This is a genomic window from Chitinibacter sp. SCUT-21 (assembly GCA_041874755.1).
Taxonomy (GTDB): Bacteria; Pseudomonadota; Gammaproteobacteria; order Burkholderiales; family Chitinibacteraceae; genus Chitinibacter.
This window is the reverse complement of sequence record CP102611.1, coordinates 2,823,785-2,847,563: the sequence shown is the minus strand read 5'-3', so window position 1 is coordinate 2,847,563 and position 23,779 is coordinate 2,823,785. Positions and strand designations below refer to the sequence as shown.

The 23,779-nt window shown below is 49.9% G+C and carries 29 protein-coding genes; 15 read left to right on the top strand and 14 right to left on the bottom strand.

Annotated elements, in window-relative coordinates; genetic code table 11:
* Positions 1–2 precede the first annotated feature (2 nt).
* Positions 3–1,046: a type IV pilus twitching motility protein PilT gene (locus tag NT239_13265; GenBank protein XGA70726.1), complete on the bottom strand. Its 1,044-nt coding sequence runs from the start codon at positions 1,044–1,046 to the stop codon at positions 3–5.
* Positions 1,047–1,132: 86 nt separating this feature from the next.
* Between NT239_13265 and NT239_13260 the strand changes: the two genes are divergently transcribed.
* Genes NT239_13260 through NT239_13250 form a run of 3 tightly spaced genes read left to right on the top strand, consistent with a single transcriptional unit; the run spans position 1,133 to position 3,276 of the window.
* Entirely contained in the window at positions 1,133–1,843 is a 711-nt protein-coding gene (locus NT239_13260) for a YggS family pyridoxal phosphate-dependent enzyme (GenBank protein XGA70725.1), read from the top strand.
* The gene (gene proC, locus NT239_13255) at positions 1,840–2,658 is read left to right on the top strand and encodes a pyrroline-5-carboxylate reductase (protein ID XGA70724.1); all 819 of its coding nucleotides are present in this window, start codon (positions 1,840–1,842) and stop codon (positions 2,656–2,658) included. Before NT239_13260 ends, proC begins: the two co-directional genes overlap by 4 nt.
* Positions 2,659–2,688: 30 nt before the next feature.
* Entirely contained in the window at positions 2,689–3,276 is a 588-nt protein-coding gene (locus NT239_13250) for a YggT family protein (GenBank protein XGA70723.1), read from the top strand.
* Positions 3,277–3,364: 88 nt separating this feature from the next.
* Here NT239_13250 and NT239_13245 read toward each other — a convergent pair whose 3' ends face one another.
* The gene (locus tag NT239_13245) at positions 3,365–3,808 is read right to left on the bottom strand and encodes an FxsA family protein (protein ID XGA70722.1); all 444 of its coding nucleotides are present in this window, start codon (positions 3,806–3,808) and stop codon (positions 3,365–3,367) included.
* Positions 3,809–3,823: 15 nt separating this feature from the next.
* On the opposite strand from NT239_13245, the gene NT239_13240 reads away from it, so the two are divergent.
* The 3 genes from NT239_13240 to NT239_13230 are packed head-to-tail and all read left to right on the top strand — an operon-like array spanning position 3,824 to position 6,161.
* Positions 3,824–4,174, top strand: coding sequence for a divalent-cation tolerance protein CutA (locus NT239_13240; GenBank protein XGA70721.1), 351 nt, complete (start codon positions 3,824–3,826; stop codon positions 4,172–4,174).
* The gene (gene dsbD, locus NT239_13235; GenBank protein ID XGA70720.1) at positions 4,171–5,694 is read left to right on the top strand and encodes a protein-disulfide reductase DsbD; all 1,524 of its coding nucleotides are present in this window, start codon (positions 4,171–4,173) and stop codon (positions 5,692–5,694) included. The genes NT239_13240 and dsbD overlap by 4 nt, the downstream gene beginning before the upstream one ends.
* On the top strand, positions 5,691–6,161 hold the full coding sequence (locus NT239_13230; protein ID XGA70719.1) for a TlpA family protein disulfide reductase: 471 nt from the start codon (positions 5,691–5,693) through the stop codon (positions 6,159–6,161). The genes dsbD and NT239_13230 overlap by 4 nt, the downstream gene beginning before the upstream one ends.
* A 30-nt stretch (positions 6,162–6,191) precedes the next feature.
* On the opposite strand, the gene NT239_13225 is transcribed toward NT239_13230, so the two are convergent.
* Positions 6,192–6,497: a metalloregulator ArsR/SmtB family transcription factor gene (locus NT239_13225; protein ID XGA70718.1), complete on the bottom strand. Its 306-nt coding sequence runs from the start codon at positions 6,495–6,497 to the stop codon at positions 6,192–6,194.
* A gap of 179 nt (positions 6,498–6,676) precedes the next feature.
* On the opposite strand from NT239_13225, the gene gpmI reads away from it, so the two are divergent.
* From gpmI to gntU, 8 genes are all read left to right on the top strand, one after another.
* On the top strand, positions 6,677–8,209 hold the full coding sequence (gpmI, locus tag NT239_13220; GenBank protein XGA70717.1) for a 2,3-bisphosphoglycerate-independent phosphoglycerate mutase: 1,533 nt from the start codon (positions 6,677–6,679) through the stop codon (positions 8,207–8,209).
* A 76-nt stretch (positions 8,210–8,285) separates the two neighbouring features.
* Complete coding sequence (locus NT239_13215) at positions 8,286–9,656, top strand: peptidoglycan DD-metalloendopeptidase family protein (GenBank protein ID XGA70716.1); 1,371 nt, start codon at positions 8,286–8,288, stop codon at positions 9,654–9,656.
* Positions 9,657–9,679: 23 nt separating this feature from the next.
* Positions 9,680–11,122, top strand: a complete 1,443-nt coding sequence (locus NT239_13210; GenBank protein XGA70715.1) for a S41 family peptidase — start codon at positions 9,680–9,682, stop codon at positions 11,120–11,122.
* Positions 11,123–11,340: 218 nt separating this feature from the next.
* Positions 11,341–11,739, top strand: coding sequence for a hypothetical protein (locus NT239_13205; protein XGA70714.1), 399 nt, complete (start codon positions 11,341–11,343; stop codon positions 11,737–11,739).
* Positions 11,740–11,825: 86 nt separating this feature from the next.
* The gene (moeB, locus tag NT239_13200; protein XGA70713.1) at positions 11,826–12,659 is read left to right on the top strand and encodes a molybdopterin-synthase adenylyltransferase MoeB; all 834 of its coding nucleotides are present in this window, start codon (positions 11,826–11,828) and stop codon (positions 12,657–12,659) included.
* Positions 12,649–13,650 (top strand): substrate-binding domain-containing protein, encoded by a 1,002-nt coding sequence (locus tag NT239_13195; GenBank protein XGA70712.1) that lies wholly within the window; start codon positions 12,649–12,651, stop codon positions 13,648–13,650. Before moeB ends, NT239_13195 begins: the two co-directional genes overlap by 11 nt.
* 227 nt (positions 13,651–13,877) lie before the next feature.
* A complete protein-coding gene (gntK, locus tag NT239_13190; protein XGA70711.1) occupies positions 13,878–14,396 on the top strand; it encodes a gluconokinase in 519 nt (172 codons plus the stop codon).
* Between the two features lies 1 nt (position 14,397).
* Complete coding sequence (gene gntU / locus NT239_13185) at positions 14,398–15,735, top strand: gluconate transporter (protein XGA70710.1); 1,338 nt, start codon at positions 14,398–14,400, stop codon at positions 15,733–15,735.
* A 60-nt stretch (positions 15,736–15,795) separates the two neighbouring features.
* On the opposite strand, the gene NT239_13180 is transcribed toward gntU, so the two are convergent.
* From NT239_13180 to rplM, 8 genes are all read right to left on the bottom strand, one after another.
* The gene (locus NT239_13180) at positions 15,796–16,362 is read right to left on the bottom strand and encodes a hypothetical protein (GenBank protein XGA70709.1); all 567 of its coding nucleotides are present in this window, start codon (positions 16,360–16,362) and stop codon (positions 15,796–15,798) included.
* A 71-nt stretch (positions 16,363–16,433) separates the two neighbouring features.
* Complete coding sequence (locus NT239_13175) at positions 16,434–17,102, bottom strand: 4'-phosphopantetheinyl transferase superfamily protein (GenBank protein XGA70708.1); 669 nt, start codon at positions 17,100–17,102, stop codon at positions 16,434–16,436.
* Positions 17,103–17,166: 64 nt separating this feature from the next.
* The gene (gene erpA / locus NT239_13170; GenBank protein XGA70707.1) at positions 17,167–17,511 is read right to left on the bottom strand and encodes an iron-sulfur cluster insertion protein ErpA; all 345 of its coding nucleotides are present in this window, start codon (positions 17,509–17,511) and stop codon (positions 17,167–17,169) included.
* A 93-nt stretch (positions 17,512–17,604) separates the two neighbouring features.
* Positions 17,605–18,018 carry a polymer-forming cytoskeletal protein gene (locus tag NT239_13165; GenBank protein ID XGA70706.1) on the bottom strand — a complete coding sequence of 138 codons (414 nt, stop codon included), beginning with the start codon at positions 18,016–18,018 and terminating at the stop codon, positions 17,605–17,607.
* 9 nt (positions 18,019–18,027) lie between these two features.
* Entirely contained in the window at positions 18,028–18,627 is a 600-nt protein-coding gene (locus NT239_13160) for a hypothetical protein (GenBank protein ID XGA70705.1), read from the bottom strand.
* Positions 18,628–18,753: 126 nt separating this feature from the next.
* Positions 18,754–19,797 carry an N-acetyl-gamma-glutamyl-phosphate reductase gene (gene argC / locus NT239_13155; GenBank protein ID XGA72813.1) on the bottom strand — a complete coding sequence of 348 codons (1,044 nt, stop codon included), beginning with the start codon at positions 19,795–19,797 and terminating at the stop codon, positions 18,754–18,756.
* A gap of 149 nt (positions 19,798–19,946) precedes the next feature.
* On the bottom strand, positions 19,947–20,339 hold the full coding sequence (gene rpsI / locus NT239_13150) for a 30S ribosomal protein S9 (protein ID XGA70704.1): 393 nt from the start codon (positions 20,337–20,339) through the stop codon (positions 19,947–19,949).
* Positions 20,340–20,361: 22 nt separating this feature from the next.
* Positions 20,362–20,790, bottom strand: a complete 429-nt coding sequence (rplM, locus tag NT239_13145) for a 50S ribosomal protein L13 (GenBank protein ID XGA70703.1) — start codon at positions 20,788–20,790, stop codon at positions 20,362–20,364.
* A 369-nt stretch (positions 20,791–21,159) separates the two neighbouring features.
* Here rplM and NT239_13140 point away from each other — a divergent pair, with 369 nt between their 5' ends.
* Positions 21,160–21,579, top strand: coding sequence for an OsmC family protein (locus NT239_13140; GenBank protein XGA70702.1), 420 nt, complete (start codon positions 21,160–21,162; stop codon positions 21,577–21,579).
* A 9-nt stretch (positions 21,580–21,588) separates the two neighbouring features.
* On the opposite strand, the gene NT239_13135 is transcribed toward NT239_13140, so the two are convergent.
* Genes NT239_13135 through NT239_13125 form a run of 3 tightly spaced genes read right to left on the bottom strand, consistent with a single transcriptional unit; the run spans position 21,589 to position 23,702 of the window.
* Positions 21,589–22,248 carry an MCP four helix bundle domain-containing protein gene (locus NT239_13135; protein XGA70701.1) on the bottom strand — a complete coding sequence of 220 codons (660 nt, stop codon included), beginning with the start codon at positions 22,246–22,248 and terminating at the stop codon, positions 21,589–21,591.
* Between the two features lie 3 nt (positions 22,249–22,251).
* Positions 22,252–22,872, bottom strand: coding sequence for a cytochrome b/b6 domain-containing protein (locus tag NT239_13130; protein XGA70700.1), 621 nt, complete (start codon positions 22,870–22,872; stop codon positions 22,252–22,254).
* Positions 22,869–23,702 (bottom strand): formate/nitrite transporter family protein, encoded by an 834-nt coding sequence (locus NT239_13125; GenBank protein ID XGA70699.1) that lies wholly within the window; start codon positions 23,700–23,702, stop codon positions 22,869–22,871. Before NT239_13125 ends, NT239_13130 begins: the two co-directional genes overlap by 4 nt.
* Positions 23,703–23,779 lie beyond the last annotated feature (77 nt).

Sequence of the window (23,779 nt, the reverse complement as noted above, 5' to 3'; positions counted from 1 at the left end):
GATTAACCTTTGAAGTTATCCGGAATGGCCGCTTTATTACGCGCTTCAGCCACAGAAACAATGTTGCGTTGTACTAGATTTTGCAAGCACTGATCCAAAGTTTGCATGCCGTGCGCTGAACCTGTTTGAATCGCCGAATACATTTGCGCAATTTTATTTTCACGGATCAGATTTCGAATCGCAGGAATCCCAATCATGATCTCGTGCGCAGCCACACGGCCTGTGCCATCTTTGGTTTTGAGCAGCGTTTGCGAGATTACCGCCCGCAATGACTCAGACAACATTGCACGAACCATTTCTTTCTCTGCGGCAGGAAACACGTCGACCACACGGTCGATGGTTTTCGCGGCAGAACTCGTATGCAAGGTACCAAACACCAAGTGCCCCGTTTCGGCCGCAGTTAAGGCCAAACGGATGGTTTCCAAGTCTCGCATCTCACCGACCAGCACAACATCGGGGTCTTCCCGCAAGGCTGAGCGCAATGCATTCGAGAACGACAGAGTATGTGGCCCGACTTCACGTTGGTTGACCAAACATTTTTTCGACTGATGCACAAACTCGATCGGGTCTTCCACCGTCAAGATATGGCCGTATTCATTGTCATTAATGAAATTAATCATCGCGGCCAAGGTGGTTGATTTACCTGACCCCGTAGGCCCAGTAACCAGCACCAGCCCGCGTGGATTCATTGCAATATCTTGAAAAACACGCGGCGCATTGAGCTCTTCCAGCGTGAGTACTTTCGAAGGAATCGTCCGAAATACCGCACCGGCACCCCGGTTTTGCACAAAGGCATTTACCCGGAAACGCGCCAAATTGGGAATTTCAAATGAGAAATCGCATTCAAGCGTATCTTCATAAATTTTGCGCTGACCATCATTCATGATGTCGTACACCATATCGTGTACGTCTTTGTGATCCATTGCCGGTAAATTAATACGACGTACATCACCATGCACGCGAATCATCGGTGGTAAGCCTGCCGACAGATGCAAATCGGATGCTTTATTCTTGACCGAAAACGCTAAGAGTTCCGAGATTTCCATTTATAATTCTTCCTCTCATTCACGAATCAGGTCTGTTAGCAAGCATCAATGCGCTCTAGCAACATCCTGACAAAGATCCGTTCATTATGGCAACGTTATTTGAAGCATGGCAAGGCGTACAAGGCAGGATAGCCGCTGCATGCACAGCCTGTACAAGAAATGCAGCAGAAATTAGCTTACTGGCGGTGAGTAAAACATTTCCAGCCTCAGATGTCAGAGCGCTTTACGAGCTGGGTCAGCGCAGCTTTGGCGAAAATTATGCGCAAGAATTAAGCGATAAACACACCCAATTGGCCGATTGTACCGACCTGATCTGGCACTTTATCGGCCCTCTGCAGAGCAATAAAACCCGAATCGTCGCCGAATGTGCAGATTGGGTACACACCGTAGAGCGCGTTAAAATTGCCGAACGGCTGAACGCGCAAAGACCGGAACATTTGCCGCCGCTGAATGTCTGCCTGCAAGTAAATGTCTCAGGTGAAGCGAGCAAATCTGGGGTCGCGCCAGATCAAGTTATTCAGTTAGCGCAAGCGATTGCCGCGCTGCCGCGCTTGAAGTTACGTGGCCTAATGTGCATCCCAGAGGCAACGGATGATGAAGTAAAACTCGCCAAACAGTTTCAATTACTGAAACAATGTCTGGCTCATTTAATCGAACAAGGTTTTGAGCTCGACACGCTCTCGATGGGCATGTCGAGTGATTTAGAGCTTGCCATTGCCAATGGCACAACTTTAGTTCGTGTGGGTAGTGCCATTTTTGGCGCCCGCCAATATTCAACACAGCAGGAACAGCAATGATCATTACCTTTATCGGTGGCGGCAATATGGCGACAGCCATGATTGGTGGCATGTTGGCGCAAGGCTTTAGCAGTGAACAAATTCACGTGGTCGAGCCCGATGCCGGCAAACGTGTGGAGCTAACGCAACAATACGGTATTCAAACTTCTGCCCCAGGCGAAGACATTCCAAATAGCACGGCCATTTTATTTGCCGTAAAACCACAGCAATTCAAAGCCGTTACTGCCGAAGTGCAGCCACACATTGGCGATGCATTGGTGATTTCAATTGCGGCCGGCATTCGCGTCGATACCCTATCCAGGTTCCTTGCTGGACATCAGCGTATTATTCGCGTCATGCCTAATACCCCCGCCCTCGTTCAAGCAGGCATTTCAGGCGTTTACGCCAGTGAAGCTGTCAACGAGGCCGATCGCGAGTTGACCCGCCGCATTCTTACGTCGATTGGCGAGCAAGTTTGGGTTGACGAAGAATCGCAAATTGATGGCATTACTGCGATCTCGGGCAGCGGCCCTGCGTATATTTTCTATTTCATGGAAGCACTGCAAGCCGCAGCGCGCGCGCAAGGCTTTGCCCCTGAAATCGCGCATAAACTGGCGTATCAAACTTTTGCGGGAGCGGTGAAATTAGCCCTCAACTCAGAGGACGATGCGGGCACCTTGCAACAAAAAGTCACCTCCAAAGGCGGCACAACTGAGCGCGCAATTAAAGCGCTGGAAACTAGCCAAGTGCGCTCGACAATTATTGCCGCAGCTTCGGCCGCCGCAGCGCGCTCACGCGAGTTAGGTGAAGAGCTTGGCCGCGACATTGAGCCTTAATTGGATACCGAAAGGACAAAGGGGTAGCGTATGCTCACCAGCGTTTTGGATTTTTTAATCCGTAATTTGCTCGAGTTTCTGATTTTGTTGTTGCTTGCTCGGTTTTATTTACAAGCAGCTAAGGTGTCTTTTCGTCATCCACTAGGGCAATTTGTCCTTGCGCTGACCAACTGGCTGGTACTACCGGTGCGAAAATTAATTCCACCGTTTAAAACCTACGACAGCACCAGCATGGTACTGGCGTGGCTGATTGCGTTTGGGATGCATTCGCTACTGCTGGCGATTACGCCATGGCCGTTTGATTTTTCGGCCGGCGCATCAATCGTCGCTTTGGCGCTCACTGCGACCTTAGAACTAGTGAAAATGTCGCTCTATCTGCTGTTTGCCGCCGTGATTGGCCAGGCGTTAATGAGCTGGCTGGCGCCATACAATCCACTGATGCCAACGTTAACAGGTTTAACCGCACCATTTTTACGCCCGATTCAAAAAATCATTCCACCCATTGGTGGCATTGATATTTCGCCCTTAGTATTGATCCTGCTGATTCAATTGATTTTGGGCGTGGTCATTGCAGAGCTTGAACCGATCTTACTGCAAAGCGTGAAGGTCATTGGATAATAAAAAAGGGGCTTGATAGAGCCCCTTTTTTTAGATCATTCAGAAGCATAGGCAGGTGTATACCCCTCCCACCTAGTGACCAGAATACCTACGAGCCAATACGGCGCTGAGTATCATCAGGATTTGGATTACCTTGCGGATCAACGCGGCGGAACTCGCCATCAATCACCCCATCTTGTGGCGGCATGCCGCCCGTCGGGCTGACTGCTGGTGCTGACTTTCCCCATGGCAAGAGTAAAATAAGCCCAATAACATCACCAAGCAAACCAGGGATAATAAATAAAACGGCGGCAATATAATAACGCGCCACACTAAATAGGCTATGTAACCCTAGGCGACCACTCCGTAAGTCATTCATTAAGGTTAGACCAATGCCTAAACGCTGATGGCGCAACATCATAACGCCCAGACCAAAGCTCAATAGCACGACAAGTAACATCGGAAACGTACCAATCGCGTCAGAGAGCCAAATCAGTGACATGATCTCGATAAACGGATACGCCAAGAAACAGGCAAAAACTAAATACGGCATGAAAAATCCTCAACCATGAACACATTCCAACAGTCGATCGTAGTATGGTGCAATTGCCCCAATGAGACCAGCGCCACAGCGCTGGCCAACGGCATTATTAACGCTCGCTTAGCCGCTTGTGTGAACCAAATGGGAACGGTAAAGTCTACGTACCACTGGAATGGTGGAATCGAAACCGCACAAGAAGTTCCGCTAATGATAAAAACCACGCTTGCGGCGTATCCAAAGCTTGAAACTTGGCTGCTTGAGCACCATCCTTACGACGTACCCGAAATCATTGCCCTCCCCATCATGGCGGGCAGCCCGAGTTACCTTACTTGGATAGCTCAAGAAACACGCAGCTCTGAACAAGGTAGTACCAAATGATGTCGCGCTTTATTACTTGCTTGCTGATGTGCTTTTTTTCAATAGCCGCTTGGGCTAGTGCGGATTTTTTACCGCCAGAAAAGGCCTTCAAACCCAACTTAGTGCAAATTGATGACAACACGGTTGAGGTGCGCTTTGCCATCGCCCCTAAATATTATTTGTACCGCGACCGAATCAGTGTGTCAGCGCAAGGCTTAGACCTTAAAGTTGAAATGCCCAAAGGCGAAATTAAAAACGACCCTAGCTTTGGCAAAGTAGCTGTTTTTCACGACCAATTAATTGTTCGCATCAATAGCAAGCAGCCGATCTCGGCGCAGCAAGCGATTACGCTGAAATTCCAAGGCTGTGCGGAGGCTGGCATCTGTTACCCGCCGCAAACCCAGACGATGAAGCTGGGGGATACCAAAATTCCCGCCCTAAAGCAGCTTTTCGGCGCTAACGACAACACCCCCGAAGAACAATTTTTCGGGGGTAGTTTTTTTAGTACCCTCGCGATTTTCTTTGTCGCCGGTATTGGCCTCGCGCTCACTGCTTGCATGTACCCACTCATTCCCATCGTATCTGGCATTGTGATCGGGCAAAAAGCAGCGCGGCGCTGGCACGCGTTTAGCCTGACCTTTGTGTATGTGCAAGGCATGGCGATTTCGTATACCGCGATTGGGGTGGCCGCCGCTGCAACGGGCACACTGCTGGTCGTCGCTTTGCAGCAGCCTTGGGTGATTGCGCTGTTTGCGCTGTTTTTTGTGGCGATGGCCTTGTCGATGTTTGGCCTATTTAACTTTCAACTGCCCAGCGCGCTGCAAAGTAAGCTCAATGAAGCGAGCATGAAGCTTCCCGGCGGCAAATGGACATCAGTGCTGCTAATGGGGCTCTTATCGGCGTTGATTATCGGCCCGTGTATTGCACCGCCGCTCGCGGCTGCACTGGCCTACATTGGTCAGACTGGCGACTTATGGCTAGGCGGGGCTGCGCTGTACAGTATGGCCTTAGGGCTGGGCGTACCATTGCTGGCAATTGGCGCTTTTGGCTCAACCGTGCTGCCTAAAATTTCAGGCAAAGTGATGAAAGGCGTCAAAATCGTTTTTGGCATAGTATTGCTCGCTATGGCAATCTGGGTATCGCGTCCACTATGGGAACCCCTCCTGGGTATTAATAATCACAGCGAATTGGCATTTGAAACAGTGAAAAGCAATAGCGCGCTTGATCAAGCCTTAGCCGCCGCCAAAGGCCAACGCGTGATGGTCGATTTTTACGCCGATTGGTGCGTGAGCTGCATCGAGTTTGAGCGTAAAACGCTGAGCCAGCCAGCGGTACAAGCCGCGTTAAAAGACTACAAATTGATCCGTGTCGACGTCACCGCCAATAGCGCTGAGGATGCCGCCCTGCTGGCACGTTACAAGCTGTATGGGCCACCCGCCTTGATTTTCTATGCTAACGACGGTGCGGAGCTTAAGCAGCGTGTTATCGGCTTTCAAGGGCCCGAACAATTTATCGCCACACTACGAGGCTTGGAACAATGAAACGACTGCTTGCTAGCGCCCTGCTCTGCCTTAGCGTGAACGTTTGGGCGGTAGATTCGATCTGGTCAATGAGTTTTCCCGATCCACAAGGTAAAGCTCAGGCGATGAAACAATGGCAAGGCAAAATGGTGATTGTGAATTATTGGGCCACGTGGTGCGGGCCGTGCCGCGTCGAAATGCCTGAAATGATTGCGCTGCAAAAGCAATATGGCAAAAAGGTGCAATTTATCGGGATTGCCATCGATGAGCCTGCACCATCGGCACAATTTGCCAAACAAATTGGCGTCAATTATCCGATTTTAATCGGTGGCAATAGCGCGATGAATTTAATGCGCAGCCAAGGCAATAATTTGGGGGGGCTGCCATTTACCGTGTTTTTTGACGCCAAAGGCCAGCAAGTGAGCAAACATGTGGGAAAGATCACAAAAGCTGAAATGGAAGCGCAAATAAAAAAATACGCCCCGTAGGGCGTATTTTTTATGCTTTAAAAACAGAATCTAGAAACCGCAGAACACGTCGCGCATCATCGCCACCACGACCAGCGTGCGAATATCGCCCACGCGGTAATACACGCGATTAGCATCTTTGCGCGTTCTTAATACGCCTTTCTCTCGCATTAGTGCTAAATGCTGTGAAATATTCGATTGGGTTGTGCCTACGCGCTCAACGATATCCTGCACACTCACCTCTTGATCGGCCAGCACACATAAAATCTTCAAACGTAAAGGGTGAGACATTGCTTTCATCGCCCGTGACGCTTGGTCGATGTGCTCATCATCCATCTCTTCAATTGATTCAATCATTTTGGAGTTTCTTTTATTTATTTTTTGGGCTGTAGGCTTGAGCCGAATCAGCATTATGCCAAATTGCGACGATCTAACATCAGCTTGAGTTAGAATACTAACCGTGTTTGAAATCTATTCGCAACCGCAGACTGCAAATATTTTAGCAAGTTGCAAGCGAATCTTCATAGGACTTTGTCATGCCACAACAAATCACTCCCGTACTTCTTCTTATTCTTGACGGCTTTGGCTACCGCACCGGTGGCGATGACAATGCCATTTTGCACGCGCGTAAACATCATTTCGATCGCTTGTTCAGCCAATATCCGTTCACGACGATTAATGCTTCTGAGCAATTTGTCGGCTTGCCAGCAGGTCAGTTTGGCAACTCAGAAGTGGGCCACTTGAACATCGGCGCGGGCCGTATCGTTCAGCAAGACATCAGCCGCATCGATTGCGATGTAGCCGATAAAACCATCGGTGATAATCCAGTATTCAAACAAGCCATCGATACGGTTAAAGCCAGCGGCAAAGCGCTGCATATCATGGGTTTGATGTCAGATGGAGGCGTACACTGCCATGAAAACCACGTGTTTGGCCTGATTGAAGCCGCAGCCAAAGCGGGCGTCAGCGATATCCGTGTACACGCCTTCCTCGATGGTCGTGACACCCCGCCACGTAGCGCCGAAGTCTATTTGCAACGACTACAAACTGTCTGTGATGCAAACAGCGCCAAAATCGTCGGCATCGTTGGCCGTTACTGGGCGATGGACCGCGATACACGTTGGGAACGAGTTGAACCTGCGTATAAGCTCGTTGTTGACGGTGTAGGTCTCTACAGCGCAGCCACGGCGCTTGAAGGCCTGAAAGACGCTTATACACGCGACGAAAACGACGAGTTCGTTTCAGCCACCGTCATCGGCACACCAACTCGCATGGAAGACGGTGACGCGGTGATCTTTATGAATTTCCGTGCCGACCGTGCGCGCCAATTGACGACAGCGTTGACTTCAGCTGAGTTCAAAGGCTTTGAGCATCCTCAGCGTCAGCCAAAATTGGCTTTCTTCTGCTCAGCAACTGATTACGGTTCGGCCTACAGCCACCCAGTGGCCTACACCAAAGAAAAAGTGAAAAACAGCTTTGGTGAATACATTGCAGGTCTTGGCTTGAAACAATTGCGTATTGCTGAAACTGAAAAATATCCGCACGTGACATATTTCTTGTCTGGTGGCGAAGAAAAAGAATTTGCCGGTGAAGATCGCATTTTGGTGCCATCACCGAAAGTGGCTACCTACGATTTGAAACCAGAAATGTCTGCGGCCGAAGTAACAGAAAAAATGATCGAGGCGATCAATAGCAAACAGTACGCAGCGATTATTTGTAACTACGCCAACGGCGATATGGTTGGCCACAGCGGTATTTTCGACGCAGCAGTTAAGGCGGTTGAAGCGCTCGATGAGTGTGTAGGCAAAGTGGTTGCCGCGCAATTGGCCATCGGTGGTGAAGTATTGATCACGGCCGATCATGGCAATTGCGAGATGATGTACGACAAAAACTCTGGCCAGCCACACACACAGCACACCACCGACTTGGTACCGTTCTGCTACGTGGGCCGTCCTGCTCGCCTGTCACCTGGCGGCGCACTCAAAGACATCGCACCGTCGCTATTGGCAATGATGGGTCTGCCGCAACCAAGCGAAATGACAGGTCAGTCACTGATCAATTTTCTGTAATTAATATAAATTGGGTTTAGGGAATTGGACGAATCAAGTAAAGTTATGCACTCTGACAGGACTCTGAGTTAAAGCTGTGCGTGTACGTTTACTTGTTTCGCTGATTACTGCTGGCCTCGTGACCAGTACGTCCTTAGTCGCTGCGCCCGCTGCGACTAAGGCGCCCAATGCCAGCGTTAAAGAAAAAGAAGCCAAACAAGCCGAGCTGAAAGATCTGCGCGGCCAAATCCAGCAATTACAAAAAGAATTATCCGCCAATGAGTCTTCGCGTAGCGAAGCGGCCGATGCCCTGAAAGAATCAGAAAAATCGATTTCCGAAGCCAATCGTGTTCTGGGCGAACTAGCTCACGAACGAGCCTTAACAGCGAATGAACTCGCGCAATTGGAAGCGGACATCGCCCGCACCCGCATTAGCATTCGTGCCAGCCAGAGTCGCCTGAGCGAATTATTAAAAAGTCGCTACAAATTAGGCCAGCTTGAAGCTTGGCGTTTGGTATTAAACCAAAAAGACCCCAATCAAGTTAGTCGTGACTTAACGTATTACAAGCATTTGGCACGCTCGCAACAACAATTGGCGACGCAGCTTGAAACTCAGCTGGAACAACTCAATCAATTAGCCGAAGAAATCCAGCAAAAAAACGCGCAATTACAAGAAATTGCCCGCAATAAACAAATCCAGCGCGAGCAATTGGTGAATGAGCAGCAAGAGAAAAAAGCCGTAGTTAACCAGTTATCAAAAGAAATCGCCGACCAGCGAAATCAAATTCAAAAACTCGCCGCCGATGAAAAGCGTCTAACTCAGCTAACCGAACGCCTCAATGCGCTGATTAAAAAGCAAGAGGCCGAACGCGCTCGCCAGCTAGAAAAACAACGCCAAGAAGCCAAAAAACGGGCAGAGCAACAAGCCCGTGCCAAAGCCGAGCGCGCGGCACGTCAAGCCAAGCAAGCTCAAGAAGCGAAAGCCGCTGGCCGCCCTGCGCCAACGCCTGAGCCAGAACCAAAAGAAGAAGCGACGCAAATCAATGAAAACTTACCGAATCCAGCACTTGCTGGGGCTAATTTCGCCTCGCTCAAAGGCAAGTTAAGTCTACCCGTTAAAGGTGCTGTTATTGGTAAGTTTGGTGCGCCACGCGGTGAAGGTGGCACATGGAAAGGCTTGATGATCAAGGCCAATAATGGTCAGTCAGTACACGCCATTGCCAGTGGTCGGGTGGTCTTTGCCGATTGGCTACGCGGTTTTGGTAACTTAATGATTATCGATCATGGTGGCGGCTATATGAGTTTATATGGTGCCAATGAAAGCGTACTTAAACGCGTTGGTGATAGCGTTAAACCCGGTGATGTAATTGCTACCGTTGGCAATAGCGGTGGCATGGCAGAATCTGGCGTATACTTCGAAATCAGATATAACAGTCGTCCACTCGATCCATTGCAGTGGGCCAAATAACAAGCACGAACAGGAAACTTGGGATGCCTAACAAGCCATACAGCCGCTGGCAAAAAATTAGCCTTTTGGCTGCGGGTGCCGGTCTCGGCGCCGTACTTAGCCTTTCACTGACTGCTACGGCAGATAAAGAAGCCAGTAGCAATCCGCTACCGATTGATGAGTTACGCGCATTTTCTACCGTGTTTGGCCTGATCAAACAAAGCTATGTTGAACCAGTGGAAGATAAAAAACTGATCAATGAAGCGATTAAAGGCATGGTGTCAGGGCTCGATCCGCATTCAAGCTATCTGGACGAAAATGACTTCAAAGATCTGAAAGCCAGCACCCAAGGCGAGTTTGGTGGCTTGGGTCTTGAAGTGAATATGGAAGACGGCCTCGTTCGTATCGTATCGCCTATTGAAGACACGCCAGCGTATCGTGCAGGCATTAAGGCTGGCGACTACATCGTTAAAATTGATGATTTGCAAGTCCAGGGCATTTCCTTGAATGAAGCTGTGTCGAAAATGCGCGGCAAACCTGGCACTAGCGTGACGCTAACGGTATTGCGTAAAGGTGAATCAAAACCGTTGGTGCTGAATTTAAAACGCGCGATCATTAAAACGCTAAGCGTGAAATCCAAGTTAGCCGAGCCCGGCTACGGCTATATCCGCGTTACGCAGTTCCAAGAGAAAACCACGGAAAACCTCGCCCAAGCAATTGAAGCTTTGTACAAAGAAAACAAAGCGCCACTCAAAGGCTTGGTGCTGGATTTACGTAACGATCCGGGCGGCTTGCTCGATGGTGCCGTCGGTGTATCGGCCGCCTTCTTGCCGAAAGACGTATTGGTGGTTTACACCGAAGGCCGCACCGCAGATGCAAAAATTAAGCTGACCGCAAGCCCGCAATATTATCAGCGTGATGCCGGCAAAGACTATTTCAAAACCACGCCGAAAGACGTGAAATCGGTGCCACTGGTTGTGCTAGTCAATGGTGGCTCAGCCTCGGCATCTGAAATCGTTGCGGGTGCTTTGCAAGATCATAAACGCGCACTGGTAGTTGGCACACAAACCTTTGGTAAAGGCTCGGTACAAACCATTTTGCCAATCGATGCCAAGAGCGCACTGAAGTTAACAACTGCACGTTACTTCACGCCAAATGGCCGCTCAATTCAAGCCAAAGGTATTACGCCAGATATCGTCGTTGAAGAAGCAACACTTAACGGCAAAGAAGACAATGGTTTCCGTCTGCGCGAAGCCGATTTGGGTCGTCACCTCGATAATCCTACCGACAAAGACGCAGGCAAAGCCACACCAGCGCCAAGCAACACGACTAAAGCGCCAGCCAAGCCCAGCACCAAAGTGGGTAGCGAAGTGGAAAGCGAAGAAAACCCACGTGAATTGGTATCGAAGTCTGACTACCAATTGCAACAAGCTTTGAACGTACTGAAAGTGCAGCAATTGCTCCTGAATAAACCAGCTAGCAAGTAAGTACACGCAACAACATCTACCCCTTAATCACGCAAGTGACTAAGGGGTATTTTATTTTTAGCCTTATAAAATAATCACCCCAAACCAATACCAGCTAAGGTATTGAGAACCAGCTTTATAATTTAATATTTCAGCCCAAAGCCCCAAAAACCTGCTGCACAAAAGTGAAAAAAGGTTTAATCTAAAACAACGATAAGACTTATCGATAAGGGGCTGCCATGAAACACCATCATGACGAGATTAAACATCGCGACATTGTTTTTAGCGCACATCCGCTAGAGCAAGCCAGCCAAGCCGCTCGATTACTCAATCGCATCGCAGGCGTCGAATGCCAAGTGTTTGTCCGCCAGCATCGTATTAGCGTGCAATACCACATCGATCAACATACATTGATTGAGCTGGAAACACGCTTGCAAGAAGCCGGCTTTCATCTGGACAACAGCATTTTGCAAAAAATTAAACGTGCCTTAGTACATTACTGCGAAGAAGTGCATTACGACAACCGCGCGATCCCTGAACACAATATTAAAAGCCGTGATGTCTACGTCAAAGTATGGGAAAAACACCCGCACGGCGACCATGACGACACCCCTGAAGAGCTGCGCCGCTATTTATAATTGCGCAATCGACTTTTGATATCGCTTAAGCCAAGCCCTGCCCCGATTGTTATAATCGGGGCTTATTCTTTTGTGGCGGCCCCATCATGACATTTTGCCCGACTCGCAGCGCCCAGATTGAGCTTGATGACGAACAACTGCTGCGCTATAGCCGCCATATTTTGCTCGACGAACTTGGCATCGAAGGCCAAGAAAAAATCAGTGCCGCGCATGTGCTGATGATCGGTGCTGGGGGCTTGGGCTCTCCCCTGTCGCTTTACTTGGTCAGCGCTGGCGTGGGCACGTTAACGATTATCGACGATGACGACGTTGACTTAACCAATCTACAGCGCCAAATTGTCCATACCGAAGCGCGTGTTGGCAGTAATAAAGCCGAATCGGCCAAAGCCACGCTCAGCGCACTTAATCCACACATTACGATCAATGCGATTGGCGAACGCGCTGACGCGGTACGCTTGGCTCAATTAGTCGCCGCAGCCGATGTTGTGGTTGATTGCTGTGATAATTTCGAAACGCGTCACGCCGTAAACCGTGCCTGCGTTGAAGCAAAAAAACCGTTAGTCTCAGGCGCGGCCGTACGCTTTGATGGCCAAATTACCACATTTGACTCACGCGTCGACGGTGCGCCGTGCTACCACTGTCTGTTTGGCGAAGATGGCGACGCCAATGACAGCCCTTGCGCGACTTTTGGCGTCTTTGCACCGCTCGTTGGCATTATTGGCGCGGCGCAAGCGGCTGAAACGCTGAAAGTGATTTCCGGCTGCGGCGAAGTATTGCGTGGCCGCTTGCAGCTCTACGATGCTCGCACTGCGCGCTGGCGCGAAATGCGCTACAAAAAAGACCCCGCTTGCCCCATTTGCAGCAATCAATCTGCAGCGGTCAATCCATCCGCAGCGCAAAATAATACTGATGAACGATAAACCACGCCGCCCTTCAATGCAGGACGTTGCCGATCGGGTAGGCACGTCCAAAATGACGATCAGTCGCTATTTACGCTCGCCCGAGCTCGTTGCGCCCGCAACGGCAGCGCGCATTACACAAGTCATGGCTGAGCTGGGCTATATTCCCAGTCGCGTGCCCGAAATGTTGGCGAATGATCGCAGCCGCGCAATTGGCGTGCTATTGCCTTCGATGTCGAATCAGGTGTTTAGCGCGGTAGCACAAGGGATTGAAGAAATCACCTTCCCTGCCGGTTATCACATTTTATATGGCCACTACGGCTACGATATGCTGCGCGAAGAGCAACAGATCGAGCAACTATTGTCATTTCACATCGATGGCTTGCTGCTCTCCGAATCGCAGCATACCGAGCGCACGCTCAAAATGCTGGAAGTCGCGAATATTCCTGTCGTTGAAATGATGGAGCTACCCGCACGACCCATTGATCAAGCCGTCGGGCTCGATCATGCCGCTGCAGCGTATGCGATGGTCGAGGCAATGATTGCGCGTGGGCGTCGCCATATTGTCTATTTGGCCGCCCGCCTTGATTATCGAACCCAGCTTCGGGAACAAGGTTATCGGCAAGCAATGACACAGGCCAATTTGCCCTGCCAAATCGTACAAACGAATGCATCGTCGACCTTTAGTCTTGGCGCACAACTCTTAACCCAAGCGCAGCGTGGAGTACCCGAAGTGGACGGTTTATTCTGCACCAACGACGATATCGCCGCTGGCGCGCTACTGGCCGCCCAAGCGCAAGGCTTGCAGATTCCACGCGATTTAAGCATTGCTGGTGTTAATCATCTAGACATTGGTTTGGCACTGCAGCCGCAGTTGGCGAGTATTATGACGCCGCGCCATGAAATTGGACGCCAATCTGCGCAGCGCTTAATTGCTCGCATTAACGGTGAACAGATTGATCAAGCTGTACTCGATCTTGGCTTTGAATTGTTTTTAGGCGGCAGCCTTTAAACAGTACACCAAATACCTAAACAGGTATTTATCTGCAACCAATATAAATAATGGCTTGCAGCAATATACATCAAAACACGCTTATCATTTCCTCGTATAAGTACAATTCCTAGTCTGATTTAAATCAAATATGTAGCAAAAGCCATTGCAACTACATCGCAGCTCAAGGCAAAATGTTACCCATAACATGTTACCAGTAACAACACTTATCGATGGGAGTCGATTTTATGGATAACGCTAAAATTTACGTCCTGATGGGCGTCTCAGGCTGCGGTAAATCGGCCGTTGCCACCGCGCTGGCTCAGCAATTAAACGCAGCCTTGCTCGATGGAGATTTTCTTCATTCACGCGCCAATATCGCCAAAATGGCCTCAGGTCAGCCGCTCAACGACGACGATAGAGCGCCATGGCTCGCTGCGTTAAACGATGCCGCGTTTGCAATGCAACGCACCAATGCAGTGTCTCTCATCGTATGCTCGGCGCTAAAAAAAGCCTATCGAGATCGCTTGCGTGCAGGTAACCCCAACTTGGCGTTTATTTTCCTCGACGGTGAGTACGATTTGATCGCCGAACGCCTACGCCAACGTCAAGGACATTTTCAAAAGGAAGGCATGCTCACGTCACAATTTGCCACTTTAGAGCGACCTGATTCAAGCGAAACCGATGTGCATAGCGTGGATATTACCCCGCCTTTAGCAGACGTTGTGGCAGCTGCGAAAGCCATTATTTTGGCGCAGGAGAAATAGCATGGAAACGTTCACACTGATTTTCACTGCCATCGGCTCAGTATTGTTGCTGCTATTTTTGGTGATGAAAGCACGTCTACACGCCTTTGTTGCGCTGATGTTGGTCTCAATTGGCGCAGGGATTTTCTCTGGCATGCCGATCGAAAAAATCGCCGATACGATGCAAAAAGGCATGGGTGGCACTTTGGGCTTTTTGGCCATTGTCGTCGCGCTCGGTGCCATGTTTGGCAAAATTTTGCACGAAACGGGCGCACTCGATCAAATTGCGGTGAAATTGCTCGACAAATTCGGTCATAGCCGTGCCAATTACGCGCTGGGTATCGCCGGTTTGATTTGTACGCTACCGCTGTTTTTCGACGTGGCGATTGTTTTGCTGATTGGTGTCGTATTTGCCGTAGCGCGCCGTACTGGTGGTAATGTAATTAAACTGGCAATTCCGCTGTTTGCTGGTGTCGCGGCTTCTGCAGCATTCTTACTGCCGGGACCAACGGCGATGCTGCTGGCTTCGCAAATGAACGCGGATTTTGGCTGGATGATCGCGCTTGGCTTAGCGGCTGCGATTCCAGGCATGTTGCTGGCTGGCCCGATCTACGGCAACTTTATCAGCAAATACGTTTCACTGCCTTTGCCCGCCGATGTCAACGAGCCTAGCCTTGGCAAAGGGCAAATGCCGTCGTTTGCCTTTAGCATCTCGCTGGTACTCTTTCCCCTACTGCTGGTCGGTTTGAAAACGATCGCGGCGCGTTTTGTTGACCCAGCCGGTGCGGTTTATCCTTGGCTGCAATTGATTGGTCACCCATTCACAGCAATCTTGCTGGCGTGTTTATTGGCAATTTATGGCTTGGCGCTGCGCCGTGGGATGAGCCGCGATAAAGTCATGGAAGTATGCAGCGCCGCATTGCAACCTGCTGGCATTATCCTGCTAGTCACTGGCGCAGGTGGTGTCTTTAAACAAGTATTGGTTGATTCTGGCGTCGGCCCCGCTCTGGGCAACGCGTTGATCGGTGCAGGGTTGCCAATTGCACTAGCCTGCTTTGTTCTTGCCGCCGCAGTACGAGTGATTCAAGGCTCAGCCACAGTGGCTTGTTTGACGACGGTTGGCTTGGTCTTGCCTGTGATCGAATTGGCTGGTTATTCCGGCGCGCAGTTGGCGGCGTTGTCTATTTGCATTGCCGGCGGCTCAATCGTACTCAGCCACGTAAATGATTCAGGATTCTGGCTATTTGGTAAATTTACCGGCGCGAATGAAGCACAGACCTTAAAAACTTGGTCGGTGATGGAAACGATACTTGGCACAACAGGTGCTGGTGTCGGGATGCTAGCCTTCAGCGTGATTTAGCTTTCAAGCGACGTGAAAAAGCCGCCATAATGGGCGGCTTTTTCATTGTAAAAATCAAGATCAAAACAACTCAATATCGTCATATTTCGAACTGGTATTGGCCAATTTCACCGAACCCGCCAGTTCAATTGCCTCATTAATCGGCACACCTTTTAGAATGGCATCAAAGAGCATTTTCTCTTGCTCCATCGTGTACTGCGAACGAATACGCTCTTGCAATTTCAGCCACTCCGACGGAATAAACATCGCCTGCCGATCTGCGACCAATTCGGCCAGCGCACTCACCGTGCCGCACACGTGCTCCAACCGCTGGGATAAGCGATCATAAAACTGAAACGCCATAACCGATTTAATATTTTGCTCATTAATTTCCGCCACACGTGCTTCAACATTTATTTCTGCGGGTAGCTGCTGCCCAACCTCCAGCAAGGCCTCTTTAAACGCTTCTATATGTGCGGCGGTGGCAGAAAATGAATTGGCTAAGGTATTCAGCGAAGCGCTACTGTCTTCCATCGCATGGCGAACTTGGGCAACAACGATACCAAGCATCAAAATCGTTTCCTGCACCTGACTCCAATTCAAGTCAGGGTTGAGCGCCGCTGAGCCGCTACTTGGAATTTTTACCATCTTAGTCGCCCATTATTCAGATGGTCTATTTATAGAACTCAATCCCGCAAGTTGCTAAGTGCACAACTCAATTAACAACTGATTTCCAACACCGAAAGCGCCGTCGCACAGTCAAACGACCAAGATTGCCGCGTATCGCTCGCAACGGAGCAGTAAGTATGCAGATCTAATTGCCAAACTTGTAAAAACCAGTTTTCACGCTCTAAGCAGTTAAAGTACCATGTATTTTGCTGCTGAAATAACTCAAAACGAGCCAAACCACCAACAATGCCCGTCCCCAAAGCCTTTAACAACGCTTCTTTTGCCACCCACAATAAGTAAAATATCGTGGTTTGCTCTTGCCCCACCAAACTCTGCAAATAGCGCACTTCATTGGGACTGAAATATTGCTCGGCAATCGCAATAACATTACGCCCCGGACGCACAGATTCAATATCAATGCCGACTCGGCCTGCGCCCAAGGCAGCCCCCACCCAGTGTGGATTGTGAGTCCACGATACACCCTCGGCACTGACCCAATGCTTCGCGTATGGACGACCAGAGTCGTGGGCCCCTAGCTCAGTCTGCACGCCTTGCTCGCGCAATAATTCAATCGCGAGGTAGCGAGCAGCTAAAAACTGCTTCTTGCGCTCCGAGTGAGTAATCTGCGCCAATCGTGCGACCTGGGTTTCATCTAAAGAAGTAGAGACGCCACTCAGATCAAGCTCAGCACTAAATGGCATAACCGCAATGGAGCCCATTCTTAATCCTTGTTGTCATAAAAAAAGCGACCATCAGGTCGCTTTTTCATTGCCATTGTGTCGCTTAAACCGAGAATGAAGAGCCACAACCGCAGGTTGATTGTGCGTTCGGGTTCTTAATTGTGAATTGAGAGCCTTCCAAGCTTTCAACGTAGTCGATTTCCGCGCCAACAAGGTATTGATAGCTCATCGGGTCAACCAGCAAAGTCACGCCATTTTTGGTAATTGGCGTATCGTCTTCGTTGACGATTTCGTCAAACGTAAAGCCATATTGGAAGCCTGAACAGCCACCACCCGTCACAAAGACGCGCAATTTCAGATCTGGGTTGCCTTCCTCGGCGATTAGCTCACTCACCTTCGCTGCCGCGTTATCGGTGAAAATAAAAGGCATTGGCATGTCGGTAGTCATCACAGCTCCGAAAATAATAGTTGACTAAAACAGTATGAATTATCCGCTGCAACGGCAACAAGGTCAATTGGCACAATCACCTTCAGCGCAAATTTACGCTTTTTTCGGCTCGGTGCGCGGCACATCGGCTGGCGAAACTTCTTCGCGCTTGCCATTGTGGACATGCACCAGATGGCCTTCGATCACTGCACCAGGGTGCATTTCCAAAGTTTTATACGCCAAATCGCCAACAATGCGTGATTTCGCTTGCAGCTCGACGTAATGACTCACTTCAATCGGGCCGCGAATTTCACCGTTTAGAATTAAATGGCTGCACTGTACTTTGCCTTCAATGCGCGCTTTTTCACTCACGACCAAGGTGCCATTTTTTTCATCGGCCATGCTCACATTGCCGATAATCACGCCATCTACGCGTAAACCACCGGCAAATTGCACATCACCCGTCAGCGTGGTGCCGTGCCCGATCAGGCTATCAATTTTGGTGCTGCCTTTTTTCTTGCTAAACATCACGTCTCCTTATATTTTTTTCTGACAACTCGCCAAAACCTGATTGCCTTGCTCGCCAAAGAATTGCACGTCCATCGCCAGATTACTTGCACCAGCAGGTGGCGTTAATTCGCCCTCTAGCTTGGCATAGTGCCGGGCTTGGACTTTAATAATCGGGGCTTGCCCTTGGCTGATGCGCGCTTTTTTTCCATCTGCCTGAAACTGCAAATTCACCTGCAGGCGACCAAGCAATTCGTCGGTGCGATTCGTGCCTTGCACCAGCAACAATCGATAGCGAAATTTCCCCGGTTCAAGCGGTTGCAAATCGCAGGCTACGAAACTCGCAATACGTGATCTATCGTTGCTTTGCAATAAAGACTCAAAAAACGACAGCGTCTCACGCATTGCCGCAACGTCTTGTTGCGCTTGCTTTTGCGCTTGCGCAAGGGCATCACGCTCTGACGTTAGGATCGTAACCTGTTGCGTCAACAGAGCCGCTGAAGCTGTTAAAGAGGCAATTTGTGCCTGCGCTTTATGCGTGGCGGTTTGGTGCTGCGATTGCGTCTGTGCTTGCTCTGATAAAAACTGTCGATACCCAAGCCAGTATCCGGCCATGAGAATTGCTAGCATTAAGCAACAGAGCAATACCCACCTAAGCAATTTACCACGCCACGTTTCTTGCGGACGAAGCGTTAAAGGCGCGGCAGTCAGCCGCGCCCGATGGGCACGATACAGGCGTTTAATCGGCATTGAGGCTTATGGCAACAATGGCACGACATCGAGGCCGTGCTGTTCATTCAAGCCAAACATCAAGTTCATCACTTGCACCGATTGGCCTGAAGCGCCCTTCACTAGATTGTCTTCGACCACCAAGATCACCAGCAAGTCGCCGTTGCCTGGACGATGCACCGCAATCCGCGCTGTGTTGCTGCCACGCACTGAGCGCGTTTCTGGGCAAGAGCCCGCTGGCATCACGTCAACAAATGGCTCGCCAGCAAAACGCTCTTCGAATAGTTTTTGGATATCAGCCGCTTTACCCGCTTCGGTTAAGCGCGCGTAAATCGTTGAATGAATACCGCGGATCATCGGCGTGAGGTGCGGCACGAAAGTCAATTCAACGGGCGCGCCGTGAATTGCCGACAAGCCTTGCATAATTTCTGGCGAGTGGCGGTGGCCTTTGACGCCGTAGGCTTTGAAATTGTCGCCCGCCTCGGCAAACAAAGTACCGACTTCGGCTTTACGACCAGCACCAGAAACACCCGATTTGCAGTCGGCGATAATGCCGCTGGTTTCAATTAATTTCGCGCCATTTTCAATCAACGGCAACAGGCCAAGCTGCACTGAAGTTGGGTAGCAGCCCGCCATGCCGATCAAACGCGCTTGTTTGATCGCTTCGCGATTCACTTCAGGCAAACCGTACACGGCTTCAGCGAGCAGATCGGTACAGCTATGCTCCATCGCGTACCATTTAGCGAATTCAGCCGGGTCTTTCAGGCGGAAATCAGCCGCCAAGTCGATGACTTTGACGCCCGCGTCGAGTAATTCGCGTGCTTGCGCCATTGCTACGCCGTGCGGCGTGGCAAAGAATACAACGTCACATTCGGTCAGTTGGGCTTCTTCAGGGGTAGAGAACGCGATATCAACGCGGCCACGCAGGCTAGGGAACATTTCTGCGACTTTCATTCCCGCTTCTTTGCGCGACGTTACGGCATGCAATTGCACATCGGGGTGGCGAGACAACAAACGCAATAACTCAACCCCAGTGTATCCAGTACCGCCAACAATCCCTACCTTGATCATGCCTAACCCCCGTGAAAATGTCAGCATGATCATAAAACAAAAAGCCTTACAGAGACAGGCGCAGGACGAAAAAAACGCTCATTTTGCGCACGATAGGCAATAAAAAAGCCACCCCGAAGGATGGCTTTCTGAGCAGAACCAAAAACGAATTAACGTTTTGAGAACTGTTTGCGACGACGAGCGCCACGCAGACCGACTTTCTTACGCTCAACTTCACGAGCGTCACGAGTAACCAGACCTGCTGATTTCAATGCTGGCTTCAGAGCTGCATCGAATTCGATCAGAGCACGAGTGATACCGTGGCGAACCGCACCAGCTTGGCCAGACTCGCCGCCACCAGCTACGTTTACCATGATGTCAAAAGCTTCGAGGTTGCTAGTGATTTCCAGTGGCTGACGAACGATCATGCGGCCAGTTTCGCGAGCGAAGTACTGATCCAGATCTTTACCGTTTACCACGATATTGCCAGTACCTTTGGTGATGAACACACGAGCTACAGAGCTCTTGCGACGACCAGTACCGTAGTTGTATTTACCTACCATGATGCAATTCCTTTAGTTCTGCTTAGATAGCAAGAGATTTAGGTTCTTGCGCGGCGTGCGGGTGTTCGCTGCCAGCATAAACTTTCATCTTCTTGATCATTGCGTAGCCCAACGGACCTTTTGGAAGCATACCTTTAACGGCAAACTCCAAAGCACGGCCAGGGAATTTATTTTGCATTTCAGTGAAGGTACGCTCGTAGATACCACCTGGGTGACCCGTGTGACGGTAGTATTTTTTCGATGTAGCTTTATCGCCAGTAACGCGGAGCTTGTCTGCGTTTACCACAACGATGTAGTCGCCAGTATCGACGTGCGGGGTGTATTCAGCTTTATGTTTGCCACGCAGGCGTTTGGCGATCTCGGCAGCGAGACGGCCCAGCACTAAGTCTGTGGCGTCCACAACGAACCACTCGCGCTTCACCTCGTGCGGCTTGGCAGAAAAGGTTTTCATGACTGCTAGTCCACGTTTTTGATTTTGAGAAAGTCGAGAATTCTAACGAACAAGTTGCCACCCTGTCAAAGAGTTTATGCAAACAATCCGCAAACATTCACAGGCGGCAAAAAAAACGCAATCTAGTGTGACCCAGATTGCGCGAAATCCACCAAAAATGGAGGATGGAGGAGACGACACCAAGCAGGCCTGATGTCACATTGGATTATCCATGACATCTTTATGTAAGGCAAGTGGATTTGGTGCATCGCGACAAGAGGATGCACCAAATTAGAAACAATGCTAACGCAACGGGCATTTAAGCAGATTTCCCGCTAAAATAACCGGCATATCAGCACAATCGCGGCGTAAGGCCAAAAGGAGATACACGTGAAAGTTCGTGTCAAATGGGTAGAAGAAGTAAGTTTTCTAGCGACCTCTGAGTCAGGTCACGCTGTATTGATGGATGGCCCGCCTTCTGGCGGAGGGCGCAATCTAGGCCCTCGCCCCATGGAAATGCTGCTCATGGGAATGACAGGTTGCTCAACCTATGACGTGATTCATATCTTGAAAAAGGGGCGTGCTGATGTACGCGACTGCGTGGTTGAAGTGGATGCCGAGCGTGCAGAAACCGACCCAAAAGTCTTCACCAAAATCCATCTGCACTTTATTGTGACGGGCAAAGCACTCAAGCCCGAAGTAGTTGAACGCGCAATTAAGCTATCGGCAGAGAAATACTGCTCAGCCTCAATTATGCTGGGTCAAGTTGTGCCCATTACGCATGACTTTGAAGTGCTTGAAGCGAATTAATTGCTTTAATTAATGCGTTTGATGCGTGGCGAGCAGGCTTTTACGGAAAAAGTAGGCCGCCGCCACCACCGCGACAATACCCAAAATCGTTAGCAGCACAATCAACCAAGTCTGGCGCCGTCCTGACTCCATCGATTTTTGCACCGCCTGTTCGACAAACTGCTCTTTGAAGTGCGCATGCTGCGCCAAAGCCGTCGTTAAACGCTCTCCTGCCGGCTTCCACTCGCTCTCAACTACCACCACCGCCGCTTCTTTCTGGTTGGCGTTGGAATGCAACAGCACCTTATCTAGCGCGGCTAAGTACACATTAAATAATTGGATATCTTGCTCGATTAGCTCTTTATCGCGCGCATTCACCACTAATGTGCGTTGATATTCGTCGAGCAGCGACTGCGTTTCGGCAATATTGTGCCGTATCGTCGCCTCGTGCGGCGCTTTCTTGCCTTGCTCAGCATACGAAAGGTGATAGAGCGCATTCACGCGAATCAAGAGAAAATCGCGCTCAATGCCCGATAAAATAGCCAAACTGCGGATAATACTCTCGTCGGTATACTCCAGCTCATCGGCCATCTGGCGAGTGCTAAGCACGCCGATCAGGCCAATGATTAGTAATGCAGAGACAGCGCCAGCAATAATCGCAATAAAGCGCTGATTAACCGATCTGACCATACACTAGGCTCGCTCCTGCTCGAATTGGATATATTTTGCATCTACTTGTGGCGCAGTAATCGCGTCGACCACTTTCAAGTCCCGCACCGACAAGCGACGCAAGGCCACCTGCCCCGCAAAGTAATGCATCGCCCCAGCGTAGAGCGCATGGGCAAAAGCGATGAAAATAAAGCCCATCGCCACTAAACCATGCAACTGGCGAATCAAGCCCATCGCCTGAGAATTCAAGGTCATTGGAATAGTAAAACCAACCATCTGTTGCCCAGCCAGATACGAAATACTCAATAAAATACCGCTACATGCCAAAAAGCCGATCAAACCATACAGTAATGAATGCATTACTTTGGCGACGAGCACTTGCGATTCATCCACGCCACAAGGCTTGGGTGCACCGTAGTAATTCAGTACAAGTAAGCGCAGCAAAGTAACGATAAAGGTTGCCTGCCCTAAAATTGAATGCAGCTGCATCAGCCCCGCATACATCGCACTCCCACGGCCAAGCCAGTGTGCAGCCCCCAAAGCAGCCAAAATGCCCAGCACCAGTAATACGGTAAGCCAGTGCATTAGAATTGAGGTTGGATGATAACGCGTCGCTTCGGCGGCTAAGTGTGTTGACTGATTCATGGCAAATCAATTTCCGTAGGAGAGTCTACTTTACCCTCTGTTTCAGAATACAACCATGCATATGGCAAGCCGATGAGTAGCGCACCGCCAACAATATTACCCAAGGTGGCTGGCAATAAATTCCCACTCAAAAACTCAGCAACGGTAATGTCTGCCCCCGCCAAAATTGCCGCAGGCACAAAGAATAAATTCGCAATACTGTGCTCCATTCCCAGCGCCACAAAGGTCATCACTGGCGCCCAGATCCCCACCATGCGCCCTAAAGTATCTTTGGCCGAATAACCCTGCCAAGCAGCCACACACACCAACATATTGGCCAGCACGCCTTTCATAAACACCACCTGAAATGGCTGATGCACTTTATGCTCGGCTAAATTAATTAAATACGGCGTCCACGGTTGATTGGCGGCGAGCAAACCCGTCATATGTGCAAAAGCCCAAGCAGCAAATAAGGCTCCGATCAAATTACCCGCATACGACACACCCCAGACACGCGCCACCTCGGGTAATTTCACCTTGCGGCGATACCATGGCACCATTTGGGTGGCGCAATTGGAGGTAAATAAATCCGCACCAGTTAAAACGACGGCAATAAAGCCAATCGGAAATACCGCGCCAAACAGCAATTTATCCAGCCCTGGATTTTGCGCCAAGAGCTGAATCGCCCCACCCGCCACAACGACCGACAATAAGGCTCCCAGCGAGATAAAAATGCCGCCGAGAAAAGCCATCACCAACAAACGTGGCGGCCTCAACGCCACTTTGGTGACGGCGGCTTCATCAATGTAATTAACTAAATGATCGGGACTAAGAATATTCGTTGCGGCCATTTTTAAAAATACCAACAAGACATGCGGAGATCATATTCTAGGCTTCGCACTATTAAAATAAATGCCCAAAATTAACA

Bases quoted from the DNA above. Each gene is read 5' to 3' on its own strand.
- NT239_13265 (XGA70726.1), bottom strand. From the start codon at position 1,046: ATGGAAATCTCGGAACTCTTAGCGTTTTCGGTCAAGAATAAAGCATCC.
- NT239_13260 (XGA70725.1), top strand. From the start codon at position 1,133: ATGGCAACGTTATTTGAAGCATGGCAAGGCGTACAAGGCAGGATAGCC.
- proC (XGA70724.1), top strand. From the start codon at position 1,840: ATGATCATTACCTTTATCGGTGGCGGCAATATGGCGACAGCCATGATT.
- NT239_13250 (XGA70723.1), top strand. From the start codon at position 2,689: ATGCTCACCAGCGTTTTGGATTTTTTAATCCGTAATTTGCTCGAGTTT.
- NT239_13245 (XGA70722.1), bottom strand. From the start codon at position 3,808: ATGCCGTATTTAGTTTTTGCCTGTTTCTTGGCGTATCCGTTTATCGAG.
- NT239_13240 (XGA70721.1), top strand. From the start codon at position 3,824: ATGAACACATTCCAACAGTCGATCGTAGTATGGTGCAATTGCCCCAAT.
- dsbD (XGA70720.1), top strand. From the start codon at position 4,171: ATGATGTCGCGCTTTATTACTTGCTTGCTGATGTGCTTTTTTTCAATA.
- NT239_13230 (XGA70719.1), top strand. From the start codon at position 5,691: ATGAAACGACTGCTTGCTAGCGCCCTGCTCTGCCTTAGCGTGAACGTT.
- NT239_13225 (XGA70718.1), bottom strand. From the start codon at position 6,497: ATGATTGAATCAATTGAAGAGATGGATGATGAGCACATCGACCAAGCG.
- gpmI (XGA70717.1), top strand. From the start codon at position 6,677: ATGCCACAACAAATCACTCCCGTACTTCTTCTTATTCTTGACGGCTTT.
- NT239_13210 (XGA70715.1), top strand. From the start codon at position 9,680: ATGCCTAACAAGCCATACAGCCGCTGGCAAAAAATTAGCCTTTTGGCT.
- NT239_13205 (XGA70714.1), top strand. From the start codon at position 11,341: ATGAAACACCATCATGACGAGATTAAACATCGCGACATTGTTTTTAGC.
- moeB (XGA70713.1), top strand. From the start codon at position 11,826: ATGACATTTTGCCCGACTCGCAGCGCCCAGATTGAGCTTGATGACGAA.
- NT239_13195 (XGA70712.1), top strand. From the start codon at position 12,649: ATGAACGATAAACCACGCCGCCCTTCAATGCAGGACGTTGCCGATCGG.
- gntK (XGA70711.1), top strand. From the start codon at position 13,878: ATGGATAACGCTAAAATTTACGTCCTGATGGGCGTCTCAGGCTGCGGT.
- gntU (XGA70710.1), top strand. From the start codon at position 14,398: ATGGAAACGTTCACACTGATTTTCACTGCCATCGGCTCAGTATTGTTG.
- NT239_13180 (XGA70709.1), bottom strand. From the start codon at position 16,362: ATGGTAAAAATTCCAAGTAGCGGCTCAGCGGCGCTCAACCCTGACTTG.
- NT239_13175 (XGA70708.1), bottom strand. From the start codon at position 17,102: ATGGGCTCCATTGCGGTTATGCCATTTAGTGCTGAGCTTGATCTGAGT.
- erpA (XGA70707.1), bottom strand. From the start codon at position 17,511: ATGACTACCGACATGCCAATGCCTTTTATTTTCACCGATAACGCGGCA.
- NT239_13165 (XGA70706.1), bottom strand. From the start codon at position 18,018: ATGTTTAGCAAGAAAAAAGGCAGCACCAAAATTGATAGCCTGATCGGG.
- NT239_13160 (XGA70705.1), bottom strand. From the start codon at position 18,627: ATGCTAGCAATTCTCATGGCCGGATACTGGCTTGGGTATCGACAGTTT.
- argC (XGA72813.1), bottom strand. From the start codon at position 19,797: ATGATCAAGGTAGGGATTGTTGGCGGTACTGGATACACTGGGGTTGAG.
- rpsI (XGA70704.1), bottom strand. From the start codon at position 20,339: ATGGTAGGTAAATACAACTACGGTACTGGTCGTCGCAAGAGCTCTGTA.
- rplM (XGA70703.1), bottom strand. From the start codon at position 20,790: ATGAAAACCTTTTCTGCCAAGCCGCACGAGGTGAAGCGCGAGTGGTTC.
- NT239_13135 (XGA70701.1), bottom strand. From the start codon at position 22,248: ATGGTCAGATCGGTTAATCAGCGCTTTATTGCGATTATTGCTGGCGCT.
- NT239_13130 (XGA70700.1), bottom strand. From the start codon at position 22,872: ATGAATCAGTCAACACACTTAGCCGCCGAAGCGACGCGTTATCATCCA.
- NT239_13125 (XGA70699.1), bottom strand. From the start codon at position 23,702: ATGGCCGCAACGAATATTCTTAGTCCCGATCATTTAGTTAATTACATT.